Source organism: Enterococcus sp. XAF26B05_ASV22 (assembly GCF_056727285.1).
Window position 1 is genome coordinate 2,732,470 of the sequence record NZ_CM161538.1, and the last position, 20,483, is coordinate 2,752,952.

Genomic DNA, 20,483 nt, shown 5'->3' on the forward strand with positions numbered 1-20,483 from the left:
CTTTCGATTACTGATTTTACGTTTAATTTTTGATTTTCCCTTCATTACTATGCTTATACCCATACGCAAAATAGATAACAAACCCTAAAACCAGCGCTATTGCAAAAGCTTTCCAAGTTGCTGCTTGTAATTGTACCATCAAACCAATACTAACGATGATCAATAAAATTGGAACAAATGGAACAAACGGAATTTTAAATTCTCCTGGTTTAGGATCTCCAGCTACTTTTCTCAAACGAATAATTCCCATCGCCATCACGATCAAGTACATTAACGTCACAATATTCGTTAGCTCAGCCAATAGCTCCATCGGAACGACTCCCGCAAAAATCATTGTACACACGCCCGCTACATAGGTTGCATTTTTGGGTGTACGATTTTTTTCATCGATCTTGCTCATAAATTTAGGCAATAAACCATCTTTACTGATTGCATAAATAATTCTTGCTAGACTATACATCATTGAGATTGTCACCGTTAAAAGTGTTAGAATCGCGCCAACAGAAATGACTCCTGCCACACCGTCACGTTGGACAAAACGCATAGCAAAGGCGACTGGATCTTTCACACCTAATGCATCAAATGGGACAATTCCCGTTAAAATCAATGTCACAATCACATATAAAACGGTGGCTATGCTAATCGAGCCAATAATTCCTCTAGGGATATCTTTTTGTGGATTTTTAACTTCTTCTGCTGTCATACTTACTGCATCAAACCCTAAAAAAGCAAAGAAAACAACCGCGGCACCGCTGACGACTCCAGAAAAACCAAAAGGCATAAACGGTTGCCAATTGTTGGGTTTCACATAGAAAATACCGACAGCTACAAAAAGTGCAATGATACCAAACTTAACAAAAACCATCACATTATTTAAACGTAAAGCCGTTTTTGTTTCTAAAGAAACCCAGAACATAACAGCTAAAAGCACCAACATTGCAATCAAGTCAACATACGTACCCTTCGCCGGATTGTATGCGCCACTTAAGGCTTTAGGCACATTGATCCCAAGACTATTCAAAAAGCCATGTACATAACCAGACCAACCCGAAGCGACTGAAGAAACTGCTAGAAAGAATTCACAAATCACTAGCCACCCCGTCATCCAAGCGACCAACTCCCCAAATACAACATACATATACGCATAAGGACCGCCAATTGCGGGAATTCTTGAAGCAAACTCTGCATAACATAAACCTGATAAAACAATTGCTCCTGCTGCTACCAAAAACGAAAGTGACAATGCAGGTCCAGCATATTGTTCAGCAGCAACTCCTGTCACGACAAAAATTCCTGTTCCAACAATGGCACCGATCCCAAGCATGATCAAATCGATTGTCTTTAAATCTTTTTTCATTGAACTCGGCTCACTTGAAACGGCTGTCAGCTCTTTTTTTCGAAACATCGACATTTCTTTTCCTCCAATAAATCAATCCATTTTCTAGTCATAATAAGTGCAAAAGTTTTACATAAAAATAAGCGTAAATAGGACATTTACACTTTCATATCCTCTAAAAGAATACCACCTAAAATAACAAATAAGCAACCAATTATGACAGATCTCATTTCTTTTTTAGACTTGCGTTCACCGAGTAAATAGATTCTACTTAAAGTTAAGAGGATGACCCCCATTTTACCGCTTATAAGACCAATACTGCCCTAAGCAAATAGCGGGATCAAAGACACTATTATTTCCATGATATACTCCTATAAAAAATAAGTTAGGACAGACGTGTTTAACTCCAAAAAATAAGAAGAAATTCACGAACGAAGGAGTTGCTTCTGCTCTCACCGTTTATTCGGATTCCTTGAGGCTGGGTCGTAACTCATAGAGTGATGTCCCGGTCTCCAACTATAATACAGAAAAAAATCGATAGGGTCTCTCTCATTAAAAAAAATAATGTTGAGAAATAAACCAATTATTTCTCAACACGCCTATTATCTTCTCTCATTAAAATAACTCAAAAACGGAAACAACAACTTCATCGTTGTTCCTTCACCTTCAACTGATTCCATCATCAAATGATGACCTAACTTATCTGCTAAACTTTTCGCCAAGTATAACCCTAACCCAGTTGAATGTTGCTCACTCGTCCGACCATTTTCTCCAGTAAAACCTTTGTCAAAAATACGGCGCTGATCTTCTTTTGGAATACCAATTCCAGTATCTTTTAATGATAACCACGCACCATCTTTAGTACGCGACAATGTCACGACGATTTCCCCACCAGCAGGTGTATATTTGATTGCATTGCTGACTAATTGTTTGAAAATAAAGGCAACCCACTTTGCATCCGTCAGGATCATTTGGTCATTTCCTTCTATTGAAAAACGCAAATTCTTTTGAATAAAATAATTCCCCTGTGTCCGGATCACCGATTGAACGATTTCTTTTAATGAATATTCTTGAATCAAGTAATCCCTAGAAAAACTGTCCAATCGAGCATAATAAAGAACTTGTTCCACATACTCATCGATTTTGCTTAACTCATTTTCGACTAAATAATATTTCTTTTCAGGAACATCATCCTCGATCGATTGTAAAATCAAATTAACCGCAGCCAAAGGAACCTTGATTTCATGTACCCACGAGTCGATATAATCTTTTTGGTCCTGTTGATTATTGATTGCTTGCTGCATGATTTGCTGATGTTCCACTAACAAGCCATTAATGTAGTTTTGGACTAATATTTCTTCTGACTTTGAGGCTTCACTTAAATAATGCTCCAACGAAGGCGGCTGTTTTGAAATATCCAACGAACACCACCAGCGTTTTTTTAATGAATAATCGATTGTCATAAACAGGAGTAAAAATAAACCTTGTAATAATACCAAATAACCAATTACTGATGGATTCACGACCATATCTGGAGATAACCACAAAATAAAACACGTCACGCCAATAAAAAATAGCCAGCCAATCAACAGAAGCCAATGATCCTTTAAATACTTACCAATTGTCATTTTCTTCTCCTATTCTATGGTACGATGTAGCCTTGTCCCACTTTTGTCTCGATATATCCTTCAAGACCTGCTTGTTCAATTTTTTTCCTCAAACGATTGATATTAACAGTCAAGGTATTATCATCAACGAACCGCTCATCTTCCCACAAGGCGCGCAACAATTTCTCTCTCGTTAAAATTTTCCCGTGTTTTTTGATCAAAATATACAACAGTCGATATTCATTCTTACTTAAATCAATCACTTCGCCATTGATTTCCATACTGCCATTATCAACATTCAATGTAATACCATTATGAGACATGATTTCACTGCCTACTTCAGAATAATTATATGAACGGCGTAAAAGTGCATTGATTTTAGCAATCAACACATCGATTTGAAATGGTTTGGTGACAAAATCATCTGCGCCCATATTCATTGCCATGATCATATCCATGTTCGTATTTCGACTAGAAATAAAAATAATTGGAATTTTAGAAATTTCACGGATTTTTTGACACCAATAGTAGCCATCAAAAACGGGAAGATTAATGTCCAATAATACCAATTGAGGATCTTCACGCTGAAAATCTTCTAAAACATTATTAAAGTCTGTCGTCCCAAATGTATCGAATTGCCACTTTTGCAACTCTTCGCTAATCAACTGGCGAATCGTTGTTTCATCTTCTATAATCATGATTTTTGCCATCATTTACCCTCCACTTGTTTCTTTCTATTGTACCTTATCAAAAATTCTGAGTCATTCATATAGGACTTTTAGCCGAGTTTTCATTAAAAAAGAACAAACCAATGCTAAATTCTCTCTTCACTCTTTCAAAGCTTACTCCAAAACAGCCACGCTATTATTTGCAATTGTTTTACCAACAAATAAAAAGACCCCATCTAAAAGTAAAATCGTCATATTTACTCCAAAAAAGATCGAGAGTTTTTCGATTCCTTGAATTTTTTCTTTTGTTCTAAGAATCAGATATAAAATAAAATTACTGCCATAGGTAAAAACGGTCAGTACTATAATCAGTTCAATCAACATTTTTTATCCTCGCCATGATTGCCGTATTTTTCTATTCCCTTTCATTTTACGTCAATCGAAGTATTTTTTAAAGAAAAGAACTGTTTCTTTATAACCGTCAAACATCAAAAATTATTTCTATGGTAGAATAAACGAGAAATAAAGATGTTAGGAGAATACACATGAACGATTTAATTACAGAAATTAATGCATTTCGAGATGAACGGAATTGGCGCCCTTATAACACACCAAAAAGCTTGGCGATTTCCATTTCCTTAGAAGCATCTGAGTTGTTAGAGAACTTCCAATGGTGTTCTAGCGAAGAAGCTGTTGCGGCAACTTTCGAAAATATCCAAGAAGAATTAGCTGATGTGCTTATTTACTCACTCATGTTGGCTTCTGATTTAGAATTAGATGTACCACAAATTATCCGTGAAAAAATGAAAAAAAATGCGTTAAAGTATCCTGCTAATCCGAATCAAGCAATCAATGATTCTTCAAACTCTCGATAGAGCCTTAAAATTTATACAATCATTATTTTGAATCGGTTAAATGTAATTCATTTATATTGTCTATTTAGCGTAAAATGAACTTAGGTTATTAGAATACACTTAGTGAAAGAGATATTTTACACCATAAAAAGCAATAATTTGGTTACTCATGTAATTTTTTTCAAACCCTTTATTGACCCTAAAAGGGTTTTCCTATAAAATGGAACTTAGATAGAAACGAATAGGATAAAAAAAAGCACTTCACAATTTAGCTACCAACTAAATCATGAAGCCCTGAATAGTCAGTGAACACCTGACCAATCAAGTTGCTTAAGCCAATATTTATACATTGACATCTTCCATTTTACTCAATTTTGACAGAAATTTCTAGAGGTTTATGCTAGTTTTTTCTGCTATGGAGATGTTTATGCTTATTTATCGAGCTTACAATGGCGTTGGATATGTGTCCGACGCCATTTTTTTGTGTATTCGTTTCTATCTAAAAGAACCGTTTGTTTACTTTTTAGATCATAATATTTAATAGTCAACCAACCATTGACTAAAATTGAACGCTGATCCCAACCAGCCTTTACCCATTCTCCTGGATGATTTAAAGAGTAAACAACGATTCTTAAAAATAATAGTCAAATTACTACTCCCAAGTATTCTTTAAGAAAAAACAATGATTAAAAACTAACGTAACCTTTTTCAATACTTCCTTTTATATGAATATCATTGTTTGTATTTTCTTTATTGATGACTATTAGAGCTGAAAATAAGCGTTATTGCTTATTTTCAGTTTTTTTATTTTAGCTATCCTGATTGACTCACTTTTATTATCGCTTCTTTTTCTAAATAAAATGCTGCTTCTTTTAAGAATTTTTTCAAATGCGGTGTTTCATTGTGTTTTTCTACTGCAGACGTATCTTGCCAATTTTCTACAATAATAAATTGATTTGGGTGATCCACCTTTTCAAAATGGTTGTAAAATAAACAGCCTTCATCTTGTTGTGATGCCTTGACGAGTTCAGCTATAAAAGCTAAATAATCCGTTCTTTTTTCTGGTTTTACTTGCAAAAATACATTGATTGTAATCAAACGTTTGCTCCCTTCTCATTTCTCAGGCTCTAATCTAAATATAACTTTTCCAGCCGTTTCAAGTCGTGCGTGGTCGTTAGATCAATAAAGAATGGACTTTGCCATCGTTGCGTCCTCGTGGCTGTTTTGCTCAATCCTGTTACCCAATCAGGATAGACGCGTAATGCCATCTTGCCTTTGTGTTCTCCGTTCCTCAAGATCCTTTTCTCTGCTAACATCTCTTTTGGAAATACAAATTGTCCTCGTTTGTCTTGATCAACTATTGTGATGATCAATTTATCGGGTGCAGAAACAAAATCATACGATTTATTTTTATTTGCTTCGTCTTTTTCCCAAAATACGACAAAATATCCCTGCTTTTTGGGCGTCAATTTTGCCATTCTACTTCGAAATGATTGATTTCCCAAGACGAATGTCGCCCCTTCATATTCTTTATTTTGTTCTTCCATTTTGAAATCTTTTAAAGGAATATCACTGATTTCTTGGACAATACTTGATAGATAATCCATGGATTTCATCACAATTTTTCCTCTACTTTCTTCAAAATTTCCTTTGAGTAATACTTCTATAGTGACTATTTTATTGTATCATGCGGTATTACTGAAAATAAAGATTTAAAACAAGGAACAACAGAAAAAAAGCACAACTACAATCGTTTCATAGTCGTGCTGTTTTCATAACAGACCTCAATAGTTCACTTATTCCTCTTTTTCGAGATCCTATGTAAAAATACACCTATCTATTAAATAATTCTTTGGGAAATAGACCATGTTTCGTATTCGGGCATATCAAAAATATATTTTTCTCTATGTGTTTTCTTATATTCTTGTTCAATTAACTGGATTGTATCAAGCGCTGTATCATTTTCCAATGCATATCCGTTAAAGATATAAAAAATGACCAATGTACATTTCTCATCTATAGCCATCAATTTTGGTAATGTCGCAGCCAATGTTGCAGCATTTATTGTCTCAACTAGTTGATTTGCTTCTGTCGCTAAACTATGATAATAATTGATAAATTCTTGATCGATATCGATTGTTTGATCTACTTTTGCAATATATTCCTTTAATTGAATGTTCCATATAAATGAATCCACCTTATTTCCTCCTATCTTATAAGCATTTCAATAATCTTAGCCTAGAAAATGCTTCATTCGTTCATTTTCACCATTGAATAACTCTCCTTAAGATAGCACAAGGAACCTTCTTTTTTCCATTAAAACGTTTATTTTATTCGCATAAATAATAATATTTTAGTAATTATCTAACTATTTTACTATTTTGTCCTTTACTTTTTTCGATAATAGCTAGTAATAAACAAGTCGATTTCACGCAACTGAATAGATTCGATATGTTGACCTTTTATAAAATAGAAAATTCTCTGATACTCTTGGCTTAAAGAATGCCACTTTATCTTTTCCGTTAACGCTCTTTTTGAGAGAATCGATTGTCCGACTCCTCTCTCTAAACATCTGACAATCATTTCATTATTTTTCACGATCATTGTTTGAGGCGTTATATTATGTTCTAAAAAATAGCGTTCAGTATAATGAAAAACACCGGAATTTTTTTCTCGAACCAACCATAATGCTTCAGAAGAATCACCCGCGTGAACCAATTCATCAGCTAAAATCTCTTCACGGATGATTGTTCCAGTTATTAACGGCTTCTCTATGAAGCCAAAATGAGCTTGGTGCTTCTCGATTTTATCTAATACTTCTTCTGAATTTTCCATTTCTAAAACAAATGAGACATGGGGAAATTCTGGTATCAACTGTGCCATCAATTCTGGCAAATAATAAACCGCAAAGGTATTCGAAGCAACGATCTTACACGTTTCTCTAGGAGTCGCTTGTGTGCCTAACGCTTGTAGCGTATCTTCCCAGTCATCTGATAAATTAAGCAAATGATGGTACAAAATATCCGCTTGTTTTGTGGTACTAATTTCTTGCCGTCCATTTCGATCAAATAGCTGAATGTCCAATTCTTCTTCTAACTGTTTAATCTGGTTAGAAACAGCTGGTTGAGAAATAAATAGCCGTTCTGCTGCTTTTGAAAAATTTTTTGTTTCATACACAGCACGAAACGTTTTCAGTAATTTAAACATAGAGACCCTTTCCATTTGTTTTTATTATAGATATCATTTTAACTATTTATTTCTCAAATGCAAATTTTTTCGTTATACTGGATTTATAGATAGACAAAGAAAGAAGATGAATGATTTAGTGGAAAATAACAATAAAAAAGATTCTTATTTAACAAAAAGTATCGCCATTTTCCCTGGACTAGTTACAGCTTTTGTTGTGGCAGTTATTAGTAAAATTTCAGCAATTTGGTTGCCAACTTTAGGTGCTGCGACGATTGCAATTTTATTAGGGATTTTGCTAGGAAATACTTTTTTGAAACAGCCTGTTTTGGAAAAAGGAACAAAAATAGCAGAAGGTAAGCTATTAGAATTTTCAGTTGTGTTATTAGGTGCAACTGTTACTTTTCAAACTATTGCTCAAATAGGTATTTCTGGCGCTCTTTTTGTTCTTTTACAAATGAGTATAACGATTGTTGCTTCTTATCTACTTGGTAAAAAGATGCAGTTTTCAGATAATATGTCCTTATTGATGGCTGGTGGAAATGCGGTCTGTGGCTCATCTGCAATTGCTTCGATTACCCCTGCTATTCATGCAAAAGAAGAAGAAAAAGGCCAGATCATTACATTGGTCAATTTGCTAGGAACAATCTTGATGTTGCTGTTACCAATTATTGGCTCGCTTATTTATGGTAGTGATATTTTAACTAAAAGCGCCTTGATTGGTGGTATCTTACAGTCTGTAGGACAGGTTGTAGCAAGTGCCAGCATGGTCAATGGACAAGTTGTAGAGCTTGCTATGCTCTTTAAAATCATGCGTATTATGATGCTAGTAGTCGTTGTTTACTGGTTCGGTAGATTTAAACAACAAAAATCTGAGTCTTCTGCCACAATAGAAACAACGCCTAAGCAAAAAAAATCTGCTTTACCATGGTACGTTGTAGGATTTGTTTTATTTTGTATATTCAATAGTTTAGTTCATTTGCCCACACAATTTAGTGCAACAGCTCATTTCTTTAGCGGTTGGTTTGAAATCACTGCTCTAGCCGCTATAGGTTTGCGTTTGGATTTCCAAAAATTCTTCAAAGAAGGGAAACGATTCTTGATTTATGGATTATCAGTTGGTGTTATTCAAGTGTTTTTGGCTATCGTCTTGATTTCTTTATTAAGAATTTAATTTAAAAGTAGAAAAAGTCACTCAACATTTCATTGAGTGACCTTTTCTACTTTTAGTTCTCTGTTTTTTGACTCTCATTTGCATGAGGCTTAAACCCAACATAGGATTTATTGCCACTTAAATTAAGTACAAACAATACAATAACGAGTGACAAAATCGATACAGATAATAATAAAGTTTGAACTGCATCGCCATGTAATACCATTAACTGTCTTAAAATGGCCGTAATACAAATTAAAATCAAATATCTGATCGGAATATGATGTCCTTCTTGAATATAGCGGATCACCATCATAATAAACTCAAATAACATGAAAAATGCCACAACTTCTTGCATCACGATCGATAAGTTTTTAGGTGTCATAGGTTTGTTGATAAATGTTCCAATATCAATCAATTGACGAATCATGAAAATCAAAATAAGTAGGGCAAGTACTCCTAGAACAACATCCAATACCCAATTGACATATTTCTTCATGATTCCAAATCTCTGTTCCTCTTTCATTTTTTTCCTCCTAAATTTAAAAGCGTACCAAGCCAGACTTGCTCCGACTGAAAAGTAGTAAAATCAGAATGTAGTACTTTGTCAAATTTTATCTTTTTCTCGAAACGCGCTAGCCTATAAGGTTAAACAATATAATGCAGTTGCATCACTCTCTTTAAAGATTCCTACAACTATTTGATTATAAGAATAATATAACATTTTTTCTCGATGATGTAAAAATCTAAATCTGGAATAAACGCACGCATATCAGTTACTTAGCCTCTTTTTCCGCAAGAATCATAGTAAAAAGTCTAGATGAAAAATGAAACTATAGTCGCAATAGTTTGATCATGATTCTTTTACTATCTTGTCCCACACTCTAAAAAAGAGGCTTAGACAGAAGCGTTTAATCCCGAGAAATAAGAAGGGATTCCTTCTGCTCAAACCGTTTATTCGCATTTAGGGTGCACATCAAAATGATGTTTACTTTTGTCCCGAACCCTTTTTTATTTATTCTGTTATACTAAATCAACCCAAAAGCCATCGCGATTGCGGCAATTATGTTATTTAAAAAGTGGATAGATATACTGATCTCTAAACGTTGTGTTTTGTAATAAGCCACAGAAAGAATCAAACCTACCAAACCGTACAATAAAAAACTAATCAAATTCGTAGGACCATGCATTAAACCGAATAAAATAGAACTCACTGCAATACCAAGTATTGGAAATTTCCCTAACCAAAACCCAATAATTCCACCTCTAAAAACAATTTCTTCCATAATAGGTGCTGAGATTCCAATCAATAATATAATCAATAAAGGATTTTCTCCTGAAAACATAGTCTGAATCGCTGCATCATTTGCTGTTGATTCTGTTCCCTGAGTATTTAATAAAAAGGTTCCTCCAATAGCGATTACTCGAGCTAAAATAAAACCACCTAAAATAATTCCAACATTTCTCTTAGTGAAAAAATCCAATTTCAAGTTAAAAAAACCCAGTTTCTTTCCTAAAAATATCAACACCCAGATATTGCCAATAACTATAATTATCAGCATAATCGATGCAACCAAAGACAAATTTGTCTCTCCCATTCCTTGGGAAAGTTCTTTGGCTATACCAAATGCCATCATACTAATTTGACTTACTAGAAATAAACCAACTAAAATAAAAAAATTTTTTACATACACCATCGCATTACTCTCCTTTTATAAAAACCTTCTTTATACCACTTTTATCTTACCAGACTACAGTTACAGAGTAAAACGAGCTTGGATGTAATAGTTAATTCAGTTATTTAGCGACTCGCTTACCGTCTTTATAAGCATAAACTCGACCTAATGAGTCTTTTGCTACATATTGATAGTTCTTCTGTCCACTAAAGTTTCGTGGAGCTGGTGAGCCTTTTGGTACAAGTACGACTTTGTAGGCTTCAAGGCGCTTTGCAACACCCGCTGTCCCTGCTTTATGTGCTGTTGATTTACTGTCTTCCGTTTTTATTTTAGCTCTTGACCAACCTAACCAACCATAATCTTGTGCGTGAACACAATAATACATATCGTATTGTTGCGCCATGCTACCTTTCAAGGTAAACTCTACTGCTTCTACTCTCAATGCACCTCCTGCAGTCCCACCACGGCCTGTTTGGTAGTAAATCGTTGTATTACGGCCTTTGATAGTACGTTTAGAAATACCTGCACTCTTCTCTTTTGCCGTCAATTTTTCAGATAACCAACCAATATTTTCAATATGTGTGTTGATCATGATGTCACTTGTTCCTCGAATGAACATCGCTTCCATTCTTTTAGATTCTCGAGTAGAACCACTTCCTGTTCCATATGGCCCCATCTCACTTATTGTTCTCAAACGTTTATCTCTACTAAAACCAGTATCACCATAATCTTGAACATGCGAACCAAATCTTAGATCATTGATTGAGGCTGCTTCTGTTTTCACCCCAAATGAAAATAAAACACCCAAAATAAGAACAACTACCACAAACATCTTCTTTTTCACTTAAAAACCTGCTTTCTATTTATTATTTTTGGATTAATCAAAATAATTATAGCATTTAGTAGAATAAAAATGTAAAAAATAATCAAAATAATAAATCATAACTTTCTATTAAAAAAAATGCCCCTTTCATACGAAAGGAACACTTTTATTCAGTCATTATTTAGCTAAAGCACCTTTAGCTTGTTCAGCTAATGCTGTAAATGCTGCTGCATCATTCACTGCTAATTCAGCTAACATTTTGCGGTTGATATCAATCTCTGCCAATTTCAAACCGTGCATTAATTTAGAATAGCTCAAGCCATTCATACGAGCCGCTGCATTGATACGAGCGATCCATAATTTACGGAAATCACGTTTCTTTTGACGACGATCTCTGTATGCATAACTATAAGATTTCATTACTTGTTCTTTTGCTGTTCTAAATAAAGTATGTTTTGATCCGTAATAGCCTTTCGCTAACTTAAGGATCTTTTTACGACGTTTACGGCTTACTACGCCACCTTTAACACGTGCCATGGTTAATTCCTCCTAAATATCTGTTATCTCTATGAGTTATTTTAATTGCTAAGTTGTTGCATGAATTATTTCAACTTTCTCAAATTCAGCAAGCTTTTTCACTAATCTAGCTTCGTGGACTAGGCCTCTCGATAAATAGATAAATTCTTTTTAAAGATAAAAAGCATCTTTAAAAAAATTTCCTAATTTACTCGATGCCTGATTGAGTCCCCTACGCTTTTTTTACTTCATTCTTGCTAATTGTTGACGAATACGTTTGAAATCGCCTGATGAAACCATTCCTGCTTTACGCAATTGACGACGTTGTTTTTTTGTTTTACCGTGGAAACGGTGACTTGTAAACGCACGGAATCTTTTTAACCCGCCGTTACCAGTACGTTTGAAACGTTTTGCTGATCCGCGGTGTGTTTTTTGTTTTGGCATGACTAATTTTCCTCCTACATTTTCATTTCGCATACAGTTCAACTAAATTAGTTGAAAAAGTTGAACTAGCATCCTAAAAAAATTTGATTAACTAGTTATCAGCTTATTAGCTTAATTTTCATTCTTCGGTGCCAGCGTTAGGAACATGCTGCGTCCGTCCATTTTCGCTTTTTGTTCCACTGTAGCAATGTCTGCAGTTTCTTCCGCTAAGCGATCAAGAACTTTCTGACCAATTTCTTTGTGGGTAATGGCACGGCCTTTGAAACGGATCGACGCTTTTACTTTGTCGCCTTTTTCTATGAATTTACGTGCATTACGAAGTTTTGTATTGAAGTCATTTACGTCAATTGTTGGACTTAAACGAACTTCTTTTACGTTGATCACTTTTTGTTTCTTACGAGCTTCACGCTCTTTCTTTTGCGTTTCGAAACGGAATTTACCGTAATCCATAATTCGCGCAACAGGCGGTTTTGCAGTAGGTGCTACTAGAACTAAATCTAGATTAGCTGTTTCAGCAATTTGTAATGCTTCCACTTTTGTTTTTACCCCTAATTGTTCGCCATCTTGTCCGATCAAACGTAACTCGCGTGCACGAATGCCGTCGTTCACCATCATATCCTTTGCTATGGTCATTCACCTCCAAGTTTATTAAGAGAAAATCAATACTGAAACTCTTTTTCCAAGAGTCTGTTATTCTAAAAAATACAATAAAAAACAGGCTCTGTATACAGATCCCGCGATTTTCGGACTTATATCGATTGATATAAACAATCCTATATCCAGCCCAGTGACACTGTCAGCTAAGGCGAGAAGCGGGTGCTTCTGCTTTCATTTCTCAACTCTAATAGTATACGATATTTTCAAAACCTTGTCAATTCTTTTTTCTAATTAAGACAGAAACCTTTGAGGATTGAAAAGTAGACTTCTGTCTTAATCTTTTACACTCTAATTTCCAAGTAATTCTTCTATTTTAGTCAATACACCATTTTCGTCATTGGATAAAATGATTTCTTTAGCGACAGCTTTGACTTTTGGTTGTCCATTACTCATCGCATAGCTAAATCCGGCATGCTTCAACATTTCCAGATCATTACCGCTATCGCCAAAAGCGGCAACTTCGTGATTTTTTATGCCCCAAACTTCTTGTAGCTTCATCAACCCATGTGCTTTATGGATGCCCGGAATGATCAAATCGACATCACCATGCCCGCTAGAAATAGGAATCACTTTCTCTCCTAATGTATCATGTAACTGTTCAAGAACTTCTGATACTTGTTCTACAGGAAAACTCAAAGCGAATTTAAACAAAGTGTCCTCTTTTACCTCAAATAGATTAGGCACTTTTTTTAAGCGATGATAGTATTTCCGACCATGTTCAATAAAGGACTCAGGTTCATTTTCAGCAACATAAGCGCTGTTTTTTCCACAAAGAATCGTATGCCCTTCTGTGAACGCCGCTAAAATAGTCAGCACGTCATGAACTAGCTCTGGATCGATTTCACCCGTGAATAGTTCTGCACCCTCACTAATAACATATGCGCCATTTTCAGCTACAAACGCCAATTCGTTCTCTACTTCTGGAAAAAATGATTTTAGTTGATAGTATTGATTGCCACTAGCTATCACAAAACGAACCTTTTGTTGTTTCATTCTTTGATATAATTGACTAAATTTTTCTCGGTCGTACTCTTGTTGACTATTCAAAAACGTTCCATCCATGTCTACTGCAATCATTTTCACTGTCATTATTTTACTTCCTTTCAGTCTAATAATTTAAACTGTTTTAATCCCAAACGAATACCATCCTTTATATGAGACTTGGTAATGTAATCAGCGTGACTTTTTACATGTGCCGAAGCATTATCCATCGCAATGGCCGTATCCACGGCTTCAAACATCCCTATATCATTATTTCCATCTCCAAATGCATAGGTTGGGACACCGTCTAAATCCAATGTTTTGATCACTTCTTTGATACCAGCTTTTTTTGACTGCCCTTTTAACACGACCGCCAAGGAATAAGGACTATCTCTGAAAAAGGTGAATATATCGGAGAATTTTTCTTGATATAATACATCTTTGGCGACTTCCTCTGAAAAAAGATAAAGCATATAGATTTCATGTTCCTTATAAAAGTCTGGTGCAATCTGTGGTAATGGTGCATGATCCAATTGATATAATTTTTCCATACTTTCAGTCAAATAATGTGTAGCATATTCAGTTTCTGTATAACAGGCCAAGGAATGACCGAATGATTCAGAAAATCGCATTAATTCTTTAATCAGCTTCAAAGGTATTACATGTTTGGAGACAACCTTATTTTCAACAACATTATACTGTCCGTTTAAGCTTACAAAAGAATCAATTGGTGTTCCTTTTGTGATTTGGTTGATTTCCTTTGGAGAACGACCGCTTGCAATCAAAGGCAAGATATCGTTTTTCTTTAATGTTAAGATAGCTTGGTGATTTTCTTTAGAAATTTCAGAATCAGCATCCAATAATGTTCCATCTAAATCAAAAAAAACAAGTGCTTTGTAGTGGTTCATAACTTCCCTCTTTTTCATATCTTTTCTTACTTAATATTGTACTATACTTTTTAGCCCATAGCGTAAAAAAACTTTATTCTATTTTGTTCAAACAAATGCTTGTCAAAACAAAGAGAATAAAGTTCGAGTTTTTATTTTCCATACACTTATAATTAGTGAACTATTTCTATGAAGTTAGAAATTTCCTAGAAAAAGATAAATAATCGACTAAACGTTATATCTATCTTATATACCCTAGGCTAGCCCTGTAGTCCCTACAGTTTTTTACTTTTTTAATAAGTCATTATTTCCTTTAATCCTTGCATCAACACTTGAATACTAGCAGCCGTCTCAGGATCATGCCGTCCTGTTTTCTCATCGATATCTTGCATAAATATCTGACTCACCGGATTATTATCTGAATGTTCCGAACATTTCCCGCATGCTGAAACTTTGATCATCCTTTTATTATACCATGTTGCTTTATATTCGAGTTTTGAGACAAATAACGCCCACGAAACATCTGAAAATCCACGTTGTAATTTAGAATTTCTGAAAAAATCTGCTTGCTGAATGTCTTCAATACAGATCAAATCATATTTCTTAACAATTTCTGTTGTGATTTTGTTCAGAAAATCGATTCGTTGATTCGTTAACTTTTCTCGCATTTTCGCTACTTTTAGCTTTTGCTTTTGATAATTTTTTTGCCGAGATAATTCTGTTCCTTTTAATTTAGCAATTTCTTTTCGCCGTTTTAGTTTTCTTTCTTCTCTAGTGATCCGCTGTTCAAATTCTTTCGTAAATTTATCATTATCGATACGTCTACCATTAGATAATACAACAAATTCCGAAGCTCCTAATGTTATCCCGATTGCTGAATACGTCTTATCAATTCTAGGAATCTCCTCTTCACAAAGAATAGAAACAAAATACTTATTGCTAGGGGTCAAAGAAATTGTTGCTGATTTTATTTTCCCTATTACTGGACGATGCATTCTCATTTTAATCAACGACTTCAATTTAGGCACTTTCAAATATTTATCGTCAATAATTTTAATCGTTCCATTTTGATTGTTCGTTGTGTAAGATCTGACAGCGTTCTTCTTTTGTTTTAGCTTAGGAAATCCCACTGATTTCTCTCTATGAAATTTTTTAAATGCTCGATCCAAGTAAACCTGCGCATTTGATAATGCTAAACTATCCACTTCCCTTAAACAAGGATGCTCTTTTTTATAATGAGCAGGAGTGGGTAACTTTACTTTTAAATCAGGATTTTTCTTCAACTCCTTATAAAGCTGAATTCTTTCCTGTAATAAAAGATTATGCACAAGTCGAACACAAGAAAATGTTTTTTTGATGAATTCTTCTTGTAGTAACGTAGGGTAAAGTCTATATTTATACGCCTTTAATACCTTCATTAGAATACCACCCTACCAATAAAAGCTGAATGAGCTTGTTCACCTTCGACTGAAAAATAGGAAGCTAAGATTGTGACACTTTTCGTCTCACTCTTAGGTTATTTTTTTTCGAGAAGCCAGCCCCTAAAGCTACTTTAAAATGATTGTGTCACAAAGAAAAATGATTCATTCATCTTAGGTTTAAAAATTCTAGCTAAGAAAAAGAATTCTTTTCTTAGCTAGTCTTTCTTGTTCAATACGATTATTCGTGATTTGCTTTAGCTTTTTTCTCTTCAATTTTTTTACGATACACTTCGACTTCATCTTCAGAGCAATAAACATAATGCTCTGGTGTGATTTCTCTTAGTTTACGTTCTTTGTTATCTTCTGGTTGTGGTTTATACACAATACGTTTACGTGTACGTTCATAATCTGGGTCTGGTAGTGGAATAGCTGACAGTAAACTTTCAGTATACGGATGTACACCAAAGTTATATACATCATCACTAGAACCCATTTCCAATAATTTACCACTATGCATAACACCGATACGGTCACTGATATGTTTTACCATTGATAAATCATGGGCAATAAACAAATACGTCAACCCAGCATCTTTTTGTAAGTCTTGTAATAAATTGACAACTTGTGCTTGGATCGACACATCCAACGCAGAAATTGGCTCGTCACAAATGATAAAGCGTGGATCAACAGCCAACGCTCTAGCAATCCCGATACGTTGACGCTGACCACCTGAAAATTCATGTGGATAACGTGTGCCATGACTCGGGTCAAGCCCAACGACTTTTAACAACTCGTTGACTTTTGCTTCACGTTCAGCTGTATCTTTAGCTAAATGGTTGATGTCGATTCCCTCAGCAATAATATCGTTAACTTTCATTCTTGGGTTCAATGAAGCATACGGATCTTGGAAGATCATTTGAACTTCACGACGAAATGCTTGCATCGCTGTCTTCGAACGAATTTTACTGATATCGTCACCGTTAAAAACGATTTCGCCATCCGTTGGATCGTATAAACGAATCACACTACGACCAGTTGTTGATTTACCACTACCAGATTCTCCAACTAAACCGAACGTCTCACCTTCGTAGATATGGAAACTGATATCGTCAACAGCTCTAACTTCGTCAGGGCGTCCAACGTTAAAATATTGTTTTAGTCCTTTAACATCTAAAAGTACTTTTCTTTTTTCACTCATTATTTAACGCCTCCTGCAGTCGTATTATGGCGTTCAGCATAAATCGCCCAACGTCTTACAATTTCAGCTGGAGGGGTGATTTTTGGTGCTTGCGGTGCTAATAACCACGTTGCAGCTTTATGAGTTGGTGATACTTCAAAATAGGGTGGTGCTTCTTCTGCATCGATTTTCATCGCAAACTCGTTACGCGGATAGAAAGCATCTCCTTTTGGTGGATCTAACAGATCTGGAGGTGAACCAGGAATTGCATATAACTTATCTTCGGTTCCTTCCATTGTTGGCATTGAGCCAAGTAGTCCCCATGTGTATGGATGTTGTGGATTATAGAAGATTTCTTCTGACGTTCCCACTTCTACTAAACGTCCACCATACATAACTGCTACACGATCCGCAACGTTCGCTACAACACCTAAATCATGTGTGATAAAGATGATTGATGTGCTGATTTTTTGCTGTAGATCTTTTAATAATTCTAAAATTTGCGCTTGAATCGTAACGTCCAAAGCTGTTGTTGGCTCATCAGCAATTAGAACTTCTGGGTAACAGATCAACGCAATCGCGATCACGATACGTTGGCGTTGCCCGCCTGAAAATTGGTGCGGATAATTTTTCAAACGTTTTTCAGCGTTTGGAATCCCTACTAATTTTAGTAATTCTAGTGCTTGATCCAGACCTTCTTTTTTCGATACTTTATTGTGTTTGATCAACGATTCAGCTACTTGTTTGCCGATCGGCATTGTTGGGTCCAATGATGTCATTGGATCTTGGAAAATCATAGCAATTTCTTTCCCACGAATGGTTTGCATTTGTTTTTCCGTCTTGTGTACGATATCTTCACCTTTAAACAGAATTTCTCCATTGTCGATATTTGCATTGCTGCTCAACAATCGCATGATACTTCTAGTAGTTACTGATTTCCCACTACCAGATTCTCCTACGATTGCAAGAGTTTCTCCTTTGAACAGCTCAAAGCTCACACCACGAATAGCATTTACTTTTCCAGCAAACGTATCAAAAGAAATCTGTAAGTCTTTTACTTCTAATACTTTTTCCATAGTCATTCACTCTACTCTTTCATCTTAGGATCGAAGGCATCACGTAGTCCGTCAGCTAACAAGTTGAAGCAAATCATTACGACTGACAAAGTTACGGCAGGAATCCACATCAAATATGGAAGGAAACGGAACGTTTTATATCCTTCATTTAATAATGTTCCAAGTGAAGCGGTCGGCGGTCTTAATCCTAAACCGATGAAACTTAGAAACGCTTCGAAGAAAATGGCCGACGGGATACTGAACATCATTTGAACGATGATCACGCTTGAGATATTCGGTAAAATATGTTTAATAGCAATCTTTAAACGAGATTCTCCTAACGTTTGGGCAGCTAAAACAAATTCTTGATCTTTTAATTTCAAGGTCTGAGCCCGCACGATTCTGGCCATTGAAATCCAGTTGGTAATCACCATCGCTAACACGATTGATAAAATACCTGGATCAAAAACAGTCAGCATCAAAATCATCACAACAAGGTTAGGAATTCCAGAAAGAACTTCTAAGATACGTTGCATCACTGTATCGACACGTCCACCTAATAAACCTGAAATCAAACCATATGTTACACCGATCGTAATATCAAGTAATGCCGCGATAAACGCGATCAACAATGAGATACGAGTTCCCATAAATAAACGACTCAATACATCACGACCTAGGCCATCTGTTCCAAGATAGAAATTCACGTTATCAGGAACATTGGCTTGTGCATACTTATCTACCATTTTACCCGCAACATTTGCTGTACCGTTAAATCCATTAATACTATCTAAAAACGGAATACGTGGTGGTAAATTGATATATGCTACATTTTGTTGTGTTGGGTCATGAGGCGAAATCCAGATAGTGATAATTGAGATAAAGATGATAATTCCCAAAAGGATCAAGGAAATTACAGCCGCTTTATTCTTTTTCAAACGACGCCAAGAATCTTGTAAAAAACTTAGTGACGGCGTTGCGATTCGTTCACGTTCCTTTGTTGTTGATGTATCCAAAGGTTGGAATTCATCTGTCGGTATTTCTTTAATTTTATCTGGGACATTGTTCAAGTCAACTATTTCCATTAACCTTTGGCACCTCCTGAAACACGAATTCTTGGATCAATCAATCCATAAAGTAAATCAACAATTAAGATTACAAATACTAATAATGCAGAATATAAAATCGTTACGGCCATAATCGTTGGATAGTCATTGGTCATGATTGATTTTACGAATTGCTCCCCAATACCCGGGATGGCAAAAATATTTTCTACAACTAATGATCCTGTCATCAAACCAACTGCTAATGGTCCTAACAATGTAATCAATGGGATCAAACTGTTTCTAAGTCCGTGCCTAACGGCAACTTGCCAACGGCTCAAGCCTTTAGCACGCGCTAACTCTACATAGTCACTATGTAAAACTTCAACCATTTCCGTTCGTATAAACCTGGCGGAATCGGCCATCGGACTCATAGCTAAAGCTATTGTCGGCAAAATCGTATAAGCAAAACCGTTCCACATTGCGATTGGTAACACTTTTAATTTCATAGCAAAGATATATTGTAACAATACGGCAAAGACGAAGTTCGGAATCGAACGACCTAAGATAGCCATTAAAGTAGCCAATGTATCAACCCATGTATTTTGGCGCATTGCCGCAATGATCCCTAATAAAATACCAACTAGTGTACCAAAAACGATTGCTTGTGCACCTAATTGTACTGACGGTCCAATACGACCTGCTAAAAGTTTTGCTACTGGTTGGTTTTTGAATTGGAATGAAATACCAAAGTCACCAACTAGAAGATTTTTTAAGTAAATTCCATATTGAACGATCACAGGTTTATCTAAACCGGATTGCTTATTCAACATAGCAATTGTTTCTGGACTAAGTTTTTCTTGGTTGGTATAAGGAGTACCTGGTAATAATTGCATCAAGAAAAAAGTAATCGTTGCGATCAGCCACAATGTGATGATCATAAAAAAGACCCGTTTAAGAAAATATTTTCCAAAACTGTTCAAGAATGACACCTCCGAG

24 protein-coding genes are annotated in these 20,483 nt (G+C 35.4%); 2 read left to right on the forward strand and 22 right to left on the reverse strand.

What is annotated here, in order from left to right:
- Positions 1-22 precede the first annotated feature (22 nt).
- From AC1PU0_RS13555 to AC1PU0_RS13575, 5 genes are all read right to left on the reverse strand, one after another.
- Complete coding sequence (locus tag AC1PU0_RS13555) at positions 23-1,411, reverse strand: amino acid permease (protein WP_206850630.1); 1,389 nt, start codon at positions 1,409-1,411, stop codon at positions 23-25.
- An 83-nt stretch (positions 1,412-1,494) separates the two neighbouring features.
- Complete coding sequence (locus tag AC1PU0_RS13560) at positions 1,495-1,653, reverse strand: GRP family sugar transporter (RefSeq protein ID WP_340689597.1); 159 nt, start codon at positions 1,651-1,653, stop codon at positions 1,495-1,497.
- 285 nt (positions 1,654-1,938) lie between these two features.
- Complete coding sequence (gene sapS, locus AC1PU0_RS13565) at positions 1,939-2,964, reverse strand: two-component system sensor histidine kinase SapS (RefSeq protein WP_069654401.1); 1,026 nt, start codon at positions 2,962-2,964, stop codon at positions 1,939-1,941.
- A 14-nt stretch (positions 2,965-2,978) separates the two neighbouring features.
- Positions 2,979-3,653, reverse strand: a complete 675-nt coding sequence (gene sapR, locus AC1PU0_RS13570; protein ID WP_069654400.1) for a two-component system response regulator SapR — start codon at positions 3,651-3,653, stop codon at positions 2,979-2,981.
- Between the two features lie 132 nt (positions 3,654-3,785).
- A complete protein-coding gene (locus AC1PU0_RS13575) occupies positions 3,786-3,992 on the reverse strand; it encodes a hypothetical protein (RefSeq protein ID WP_206850645.1) in 207 nt (68 codons plus the stop codon).
- A 164-nt stretch (positions 3,993-4,156) separates the two neighbouring features.
- Here AC1PU0_RS13575 and AC1PU0_RS13580 point away from each other — a divergent pair, with 164 nt between their 5' ends.
- Positions 4,157-4,486 (forward strand): nucleotide pyrophosphohydrolase, encoded by a 330-nt coding sequence (locus AC1PU0_RS13580; RefSeq protein WP_069654398.1) that lies wholly within the window; start codon positions 4,157-4,159, stop codon positions 4,484-4,486.
- A gap of 792 nt (positions 4,487-5,278) precedes the next feature.
- Here the strand turns inward: AC1PU0_RS13580 and AC1PU0_RS13585 are convergent.
- From AC1PU0_RS13585 to AC1PU0_RS13600, 4 genes are all read right to left on the reverse strand, one after another.
- Entirely contained in the window at positions 5,279-5,563 is a 285-nt protein-coding gene (locus tag AC1PU0_RS13585) for a putative quinol monooxygenase (protein WP_069654397.1), read from the reverse strand.
- 29 nt (positions 5,564-5,592) lie between these two features.
- The gene (locus AC1PU0_RS13590) at positions 5,593-6,081 is read right to left on the reverse strand and encodes a MepB family protein (protein WP_206838671.1); all 489 of its coding nucleotides are present in this window, start codon (positions 6,079-6,081) and stop codon (positions 5,593-5,595) included.
- A gap of 224 nt (positions 6,082-6,305) precedes the next feature.
- A complete protein-coding gene (locus AC1PU0_RS13595; RefSeq protein ID WP_206850629.1) occupies positions 6,306-6,662 on the reverse strand; it encodes a DUF7006 family protein in 357 nt (118 codons plus the stop codon).
- A 191-nt stretch (positions 6,663-6,853) separates the two neighbouring features.
- Positions 6,854-7,672 carry a LysR family transcriptional regulator gene (locus tag AC1PU0_RS13600; RefSeq protein WP_206850628.1) on the reverse strand — a complete coding sequence of 273 codons (819 nt, stop codon included), beginning with the start codon at positions 7,670-7,672 and terminating at the stop codon, positions 6,854-6,856.
- A gap of 106 nt (positions 7,673-7,778) precedes the next feature.
- On the opposite strand from AC1PU0_RS13600, the gene AC1PU0_RS13605 reads away from it, so the two are divergent.
- Complete coding sequence (locus tag AC1PU0_RS13605; protein WP_206850627.1) at positions 7,779-8,825, forward strand: YeiH family protein; 1,047 nt, start codon at positions 7,779-7,781, stop codon at positions 8,823-8,825.
- A gap of 52 nt (positions 8,826-8,877) precedes the next feature.
- Here AC1PU0_RS13605 and psiE read toward each other — a convergent pair whose 3' ends face one another.
- The 13 genes from psiE to opp1B all read right to left on the reverse strand — a co-directional run bounded on the left by psiE (position 8,878) and on the right by opp1B (position 20,467).
- Entirely contained in the window at positions 8,878-9,330 is a 453-nt protein-coding gene (psiE, locus tag AC1PU0_RS13610; protein WP_069653811.1) for a phosphate-starvation-inducible protein PsiE, read from the reverse strand.
- A gap of 502 nt (positions 9,331-9,832) precedes the next feature.
- Positions 9,833-10,501, reverse strand: coding sequence for a CPBP family intramembrane glutamic endopeptidase (locus AC1PU0_RS13615; RefSeq protein ID WP_206850626.1), 669 nt, complete (start codon positions 10,499-10,501; stop codon positions 9,833-9,835).
- Between the two features lie 100 nt (positions 10,502-10,601).
- Positions 10,602-11,324, reverse strand: coding sequence for a hypothetical protein (locus AC1PU0_RS13620; RefSeq protein ID WP_069653813.1), 723 nt, complete (start codon positions 11,322-11,324; stop codon positions 10,602-10,604).
- Between the two features lie 156 nt (positions 11,325-11,480).
- A complete protein-coding gene (rplT, locus tag AC1PU0_RS13625; protein WP_069653814.1) occupies positions 11,481-11,840 on the reverse strand; it encodes a 50S ribosomal protein L20 in 360 nt (119 codons plus the stop codon).
- A 222-nt stretch (positions 11,841-12,062) separates the two neighbouring features.
- Positions 12,063-12,263, reverse strand: a complete 201-nt coding sequence (gene rpmI / locus AC1PU0_RS13630; RefSeq protein WP_010762697.1) for a 50S ribosomal protein L35 — start codon at positions 12,261-12,263, stop codon at positions 12,063-12,065.
- Between the two features lie 111 nt (positions 12,264-12,374).
- Complete coding sequence (infC, locus tag AC1PU0_RS13635) at positions 12,375-12,896, reverse strand: translation initiation factor IF-3 (RefSeq protein WP_206850625.1); 522 nt, start codon at positions 12,894-12,896, stop codon at positions 12,375-12,377.
- Positions 12,897-13,208: 312 nt separating this feature from the next.
- Positions 13,209-14,009 (reverse strand): Cof-type HAD-IIB family hydrolase, encoded by an 801-nt coding sequence (locus tag AC1PU0_RS13640; protein WP_069653815.1) that lies wholly within the window; start codon positions 14,007-14,009, stop codon positions 13,209-13,211.
- Positions 14,010-14,023: 14 nt separating this feature from the next.
- Positions 14,024-14,809: a Cof-type HAD-IIB family hydrolase gene (locus AC1PU0_RS13645; RefSeq protein ID WP_206850624.1), complete on the reverse strand. Its 786-nt coding sequence runs from the start codon at positions 14,807-14,809 to the stop codon at positions 14,024-14,026.
- A gap of 272 nt (positions 14,810-15,081) precedes the next feature.
- Entirely contained in the window at positions 15,082-16,206 is a 1,125-nt protein-coding gene (locus tag AC1PU0_RS13650) for an RNA-guided endonuclease TnpB family protein (protein ID WP_206850623.1), read from the reverse strand.
- A 241-nt stretch (positions 16,207-16,447) separates the two neighbouring features.
- On the reverse strand, positions 16,448-17,407 hold the full coding sequence (locus AC1PU0_RS13655) for an ABC transporter ATP-binding protein (protein WP_206850622.1): 960 nt from the start codon (positions 17,405-17,407) through the stop codon (positions 16,448-16,450).
- Positions 17,407-18,468, reverse strand: coding sequence for an oligopeptide ABC transporter ATP-binding protein Opp1D (gene opp1D / locus AC1PU0_RS13660; RefSeq protein ID WP_010771135.1), 1,062 nt, complete (start codon positions 18,466-18,468; stop codon positions 17,407-17,409). Before opp1D ends, AC1PU0_RS13655 begins: the two co-directional genes overlap by 1 nt.
- A gap of 5 nt (positions 18,469-18,473) precedes the next feature.
- The gene (gene opp3C / locus AC1PU0_RS13665) at positions 18,474-19,526 is read right to left on the reverse strand and encodes an oligopeptide ABC transporter permease (protein ID WP_206850618.1); all 1,053 of its coding nucleotides are present in this window, start codon (positions 19,524-19,526) and stop codon (positions 18,474-18,476) included.
- Positions 19,526-20,467 (reverse strand): oligopeptide ABC transporter permease Opp1B, encoded by a 942-nt coding sequence (gene opp1B, locus AC1PU0_RS13670; protein ID WP_069646331.1) that lies wholly within the window; start codon positions 20,465-20,467, stop codon positions 19,526-19,528. The genes opp3C and opp1B overlap by 1 nt, the downstream gene beginning before the upstream one ends.
- Between the last annotated feature and the right edge of the window lie 16 nt (positions 20,468-20,483).

Excerpts from the sequence above, each read along its gene's own strand:
- psiE (WP_069653811.1), bottom strand. The coding sequence starts at position 9,330 with ATGAAAGAGGAACAGAGATTTGGAATCATGAAGAAATATGTCAATTGG.
- opp3C (WP_206850618.1), bottom strand. The coding sequence starts at position 19,526 with ATGGAAATAGTTGACTTGAACAATGTCCCAGATAAAATTAAAGAAATA.
- opp1D (WP_010771135.1), bottom strand. The coding sequence starts at position 18,468 with ATGACTATGGAAAAAGTATTAGAAGTAAAAGACTTACAGATTTCTTTT.
- AC1PU0_RS13655 (WP_206850622.1), bottom strand. The coding sequence starts at position 17,407 with ATGAGTGAAAAAAGAAAAGTACTTTTAGATGTTAAAGGACTAAAACAA.
- sapS (WP_069654401.1), bottom strand. The coding sequence starts at position 2,964 with ATGACAATTGGTAAGTATTTAAAGGATCATTGGCTTCTGTTGATTGGC.
- AC1PU0_RS13580 (WP_069654398.1), top strand. The coding sequence starts at position 4,157 with ATGAACGATTTAATTACAGAAATTAATGCATTTCGAGATGAACGGAAT.
- AC1PU0_RS13590 (WP_206838671.1), bottom strand. The coding sequence starts at position 6,081 with ATGAAATCCATGGATTATCTATCAAGTATTGTCCAAGAAATCAGTGAT.
- AC1PU0_RS13615 (WP_206850626.1), bottom strand. The coding sequence starts at position 10,501 with ATGGTGTATGTAAAAAATTTTTTTATTTTAGTTGGTTTATTTCTAGTA.
- AC1PU0_RS13640 (WP_069653815.1), bottom strand. The coding sequence starts at position 14,009 with ATGACAGTGAAAATGATTGCAGTAGACATGGATGGAACGTTTTTGAAT.
- AC1PU0_RS13650 (WP_206850623.1), bottom strand. The coding sequence starts at position 16,206 with ATGAAGGTATTAAAGGCGTATAAATATAGACTTTACCCTACGTTACTA.
- rpmI (WP_010762697.1), bottom strand. The coding sequence starts at position 12,263 with ATGCCAAAACAAAAAACACACCGCGGATCAGCAAAACGTTTCAAACGT.
- infC (WP_206850625.1), bottom strand. The coding sequence starts at position 12,896 with ATGACCATAGCAAAGGATATGATGGTGAACGACGGCATTCGTGCACGC.
- AC1PU0_RS13605 (WP_206850627.1), top strand. The coding sequence starts at position 7,779 with ATGAATGATTTAGTGGAAAATAACAATAAAAAAGATTCTTATTTAACA.
- AC1PU0_RS13555 (WP_206850630.1), bottom strand. The coding sequence starts at position 1,411 with ATGTCGATGTTTCGAAAAAAAGAGCTGACAGCCGTTTCAAGTGAGCCG.
- AC1PU0_RS13645 (WP_206850624.1), bottom strand. The coding sequence starts at position 14,809 with ATGAACCACTACAAAGCACTTGTTTTTTTTGATTTAGATGGAACATTA.
- sapR (WP_069654400.1), bottom strand. The coding sequence starts at position 3,653 with ATGGCAAAAATCATGATTATAGAAGATGAAACAACGATTCGCCAGTTG.
- rplT (WP_069653814.1), bottom strand. The coding sequence starts at position 11,840 with ATGGCACGTGTTAAAGGTGGCGTAGTAAGCCGTAAACGTCGTAAAAAG.
- AC1PU0_RS13600 (WP_206850628.1), bottom strand. The coding sequence starts at position 7,672 with ATGTTTAAATTACTGAAAACGTTTCGTGCTGTGTATGAAACAAAAAAT.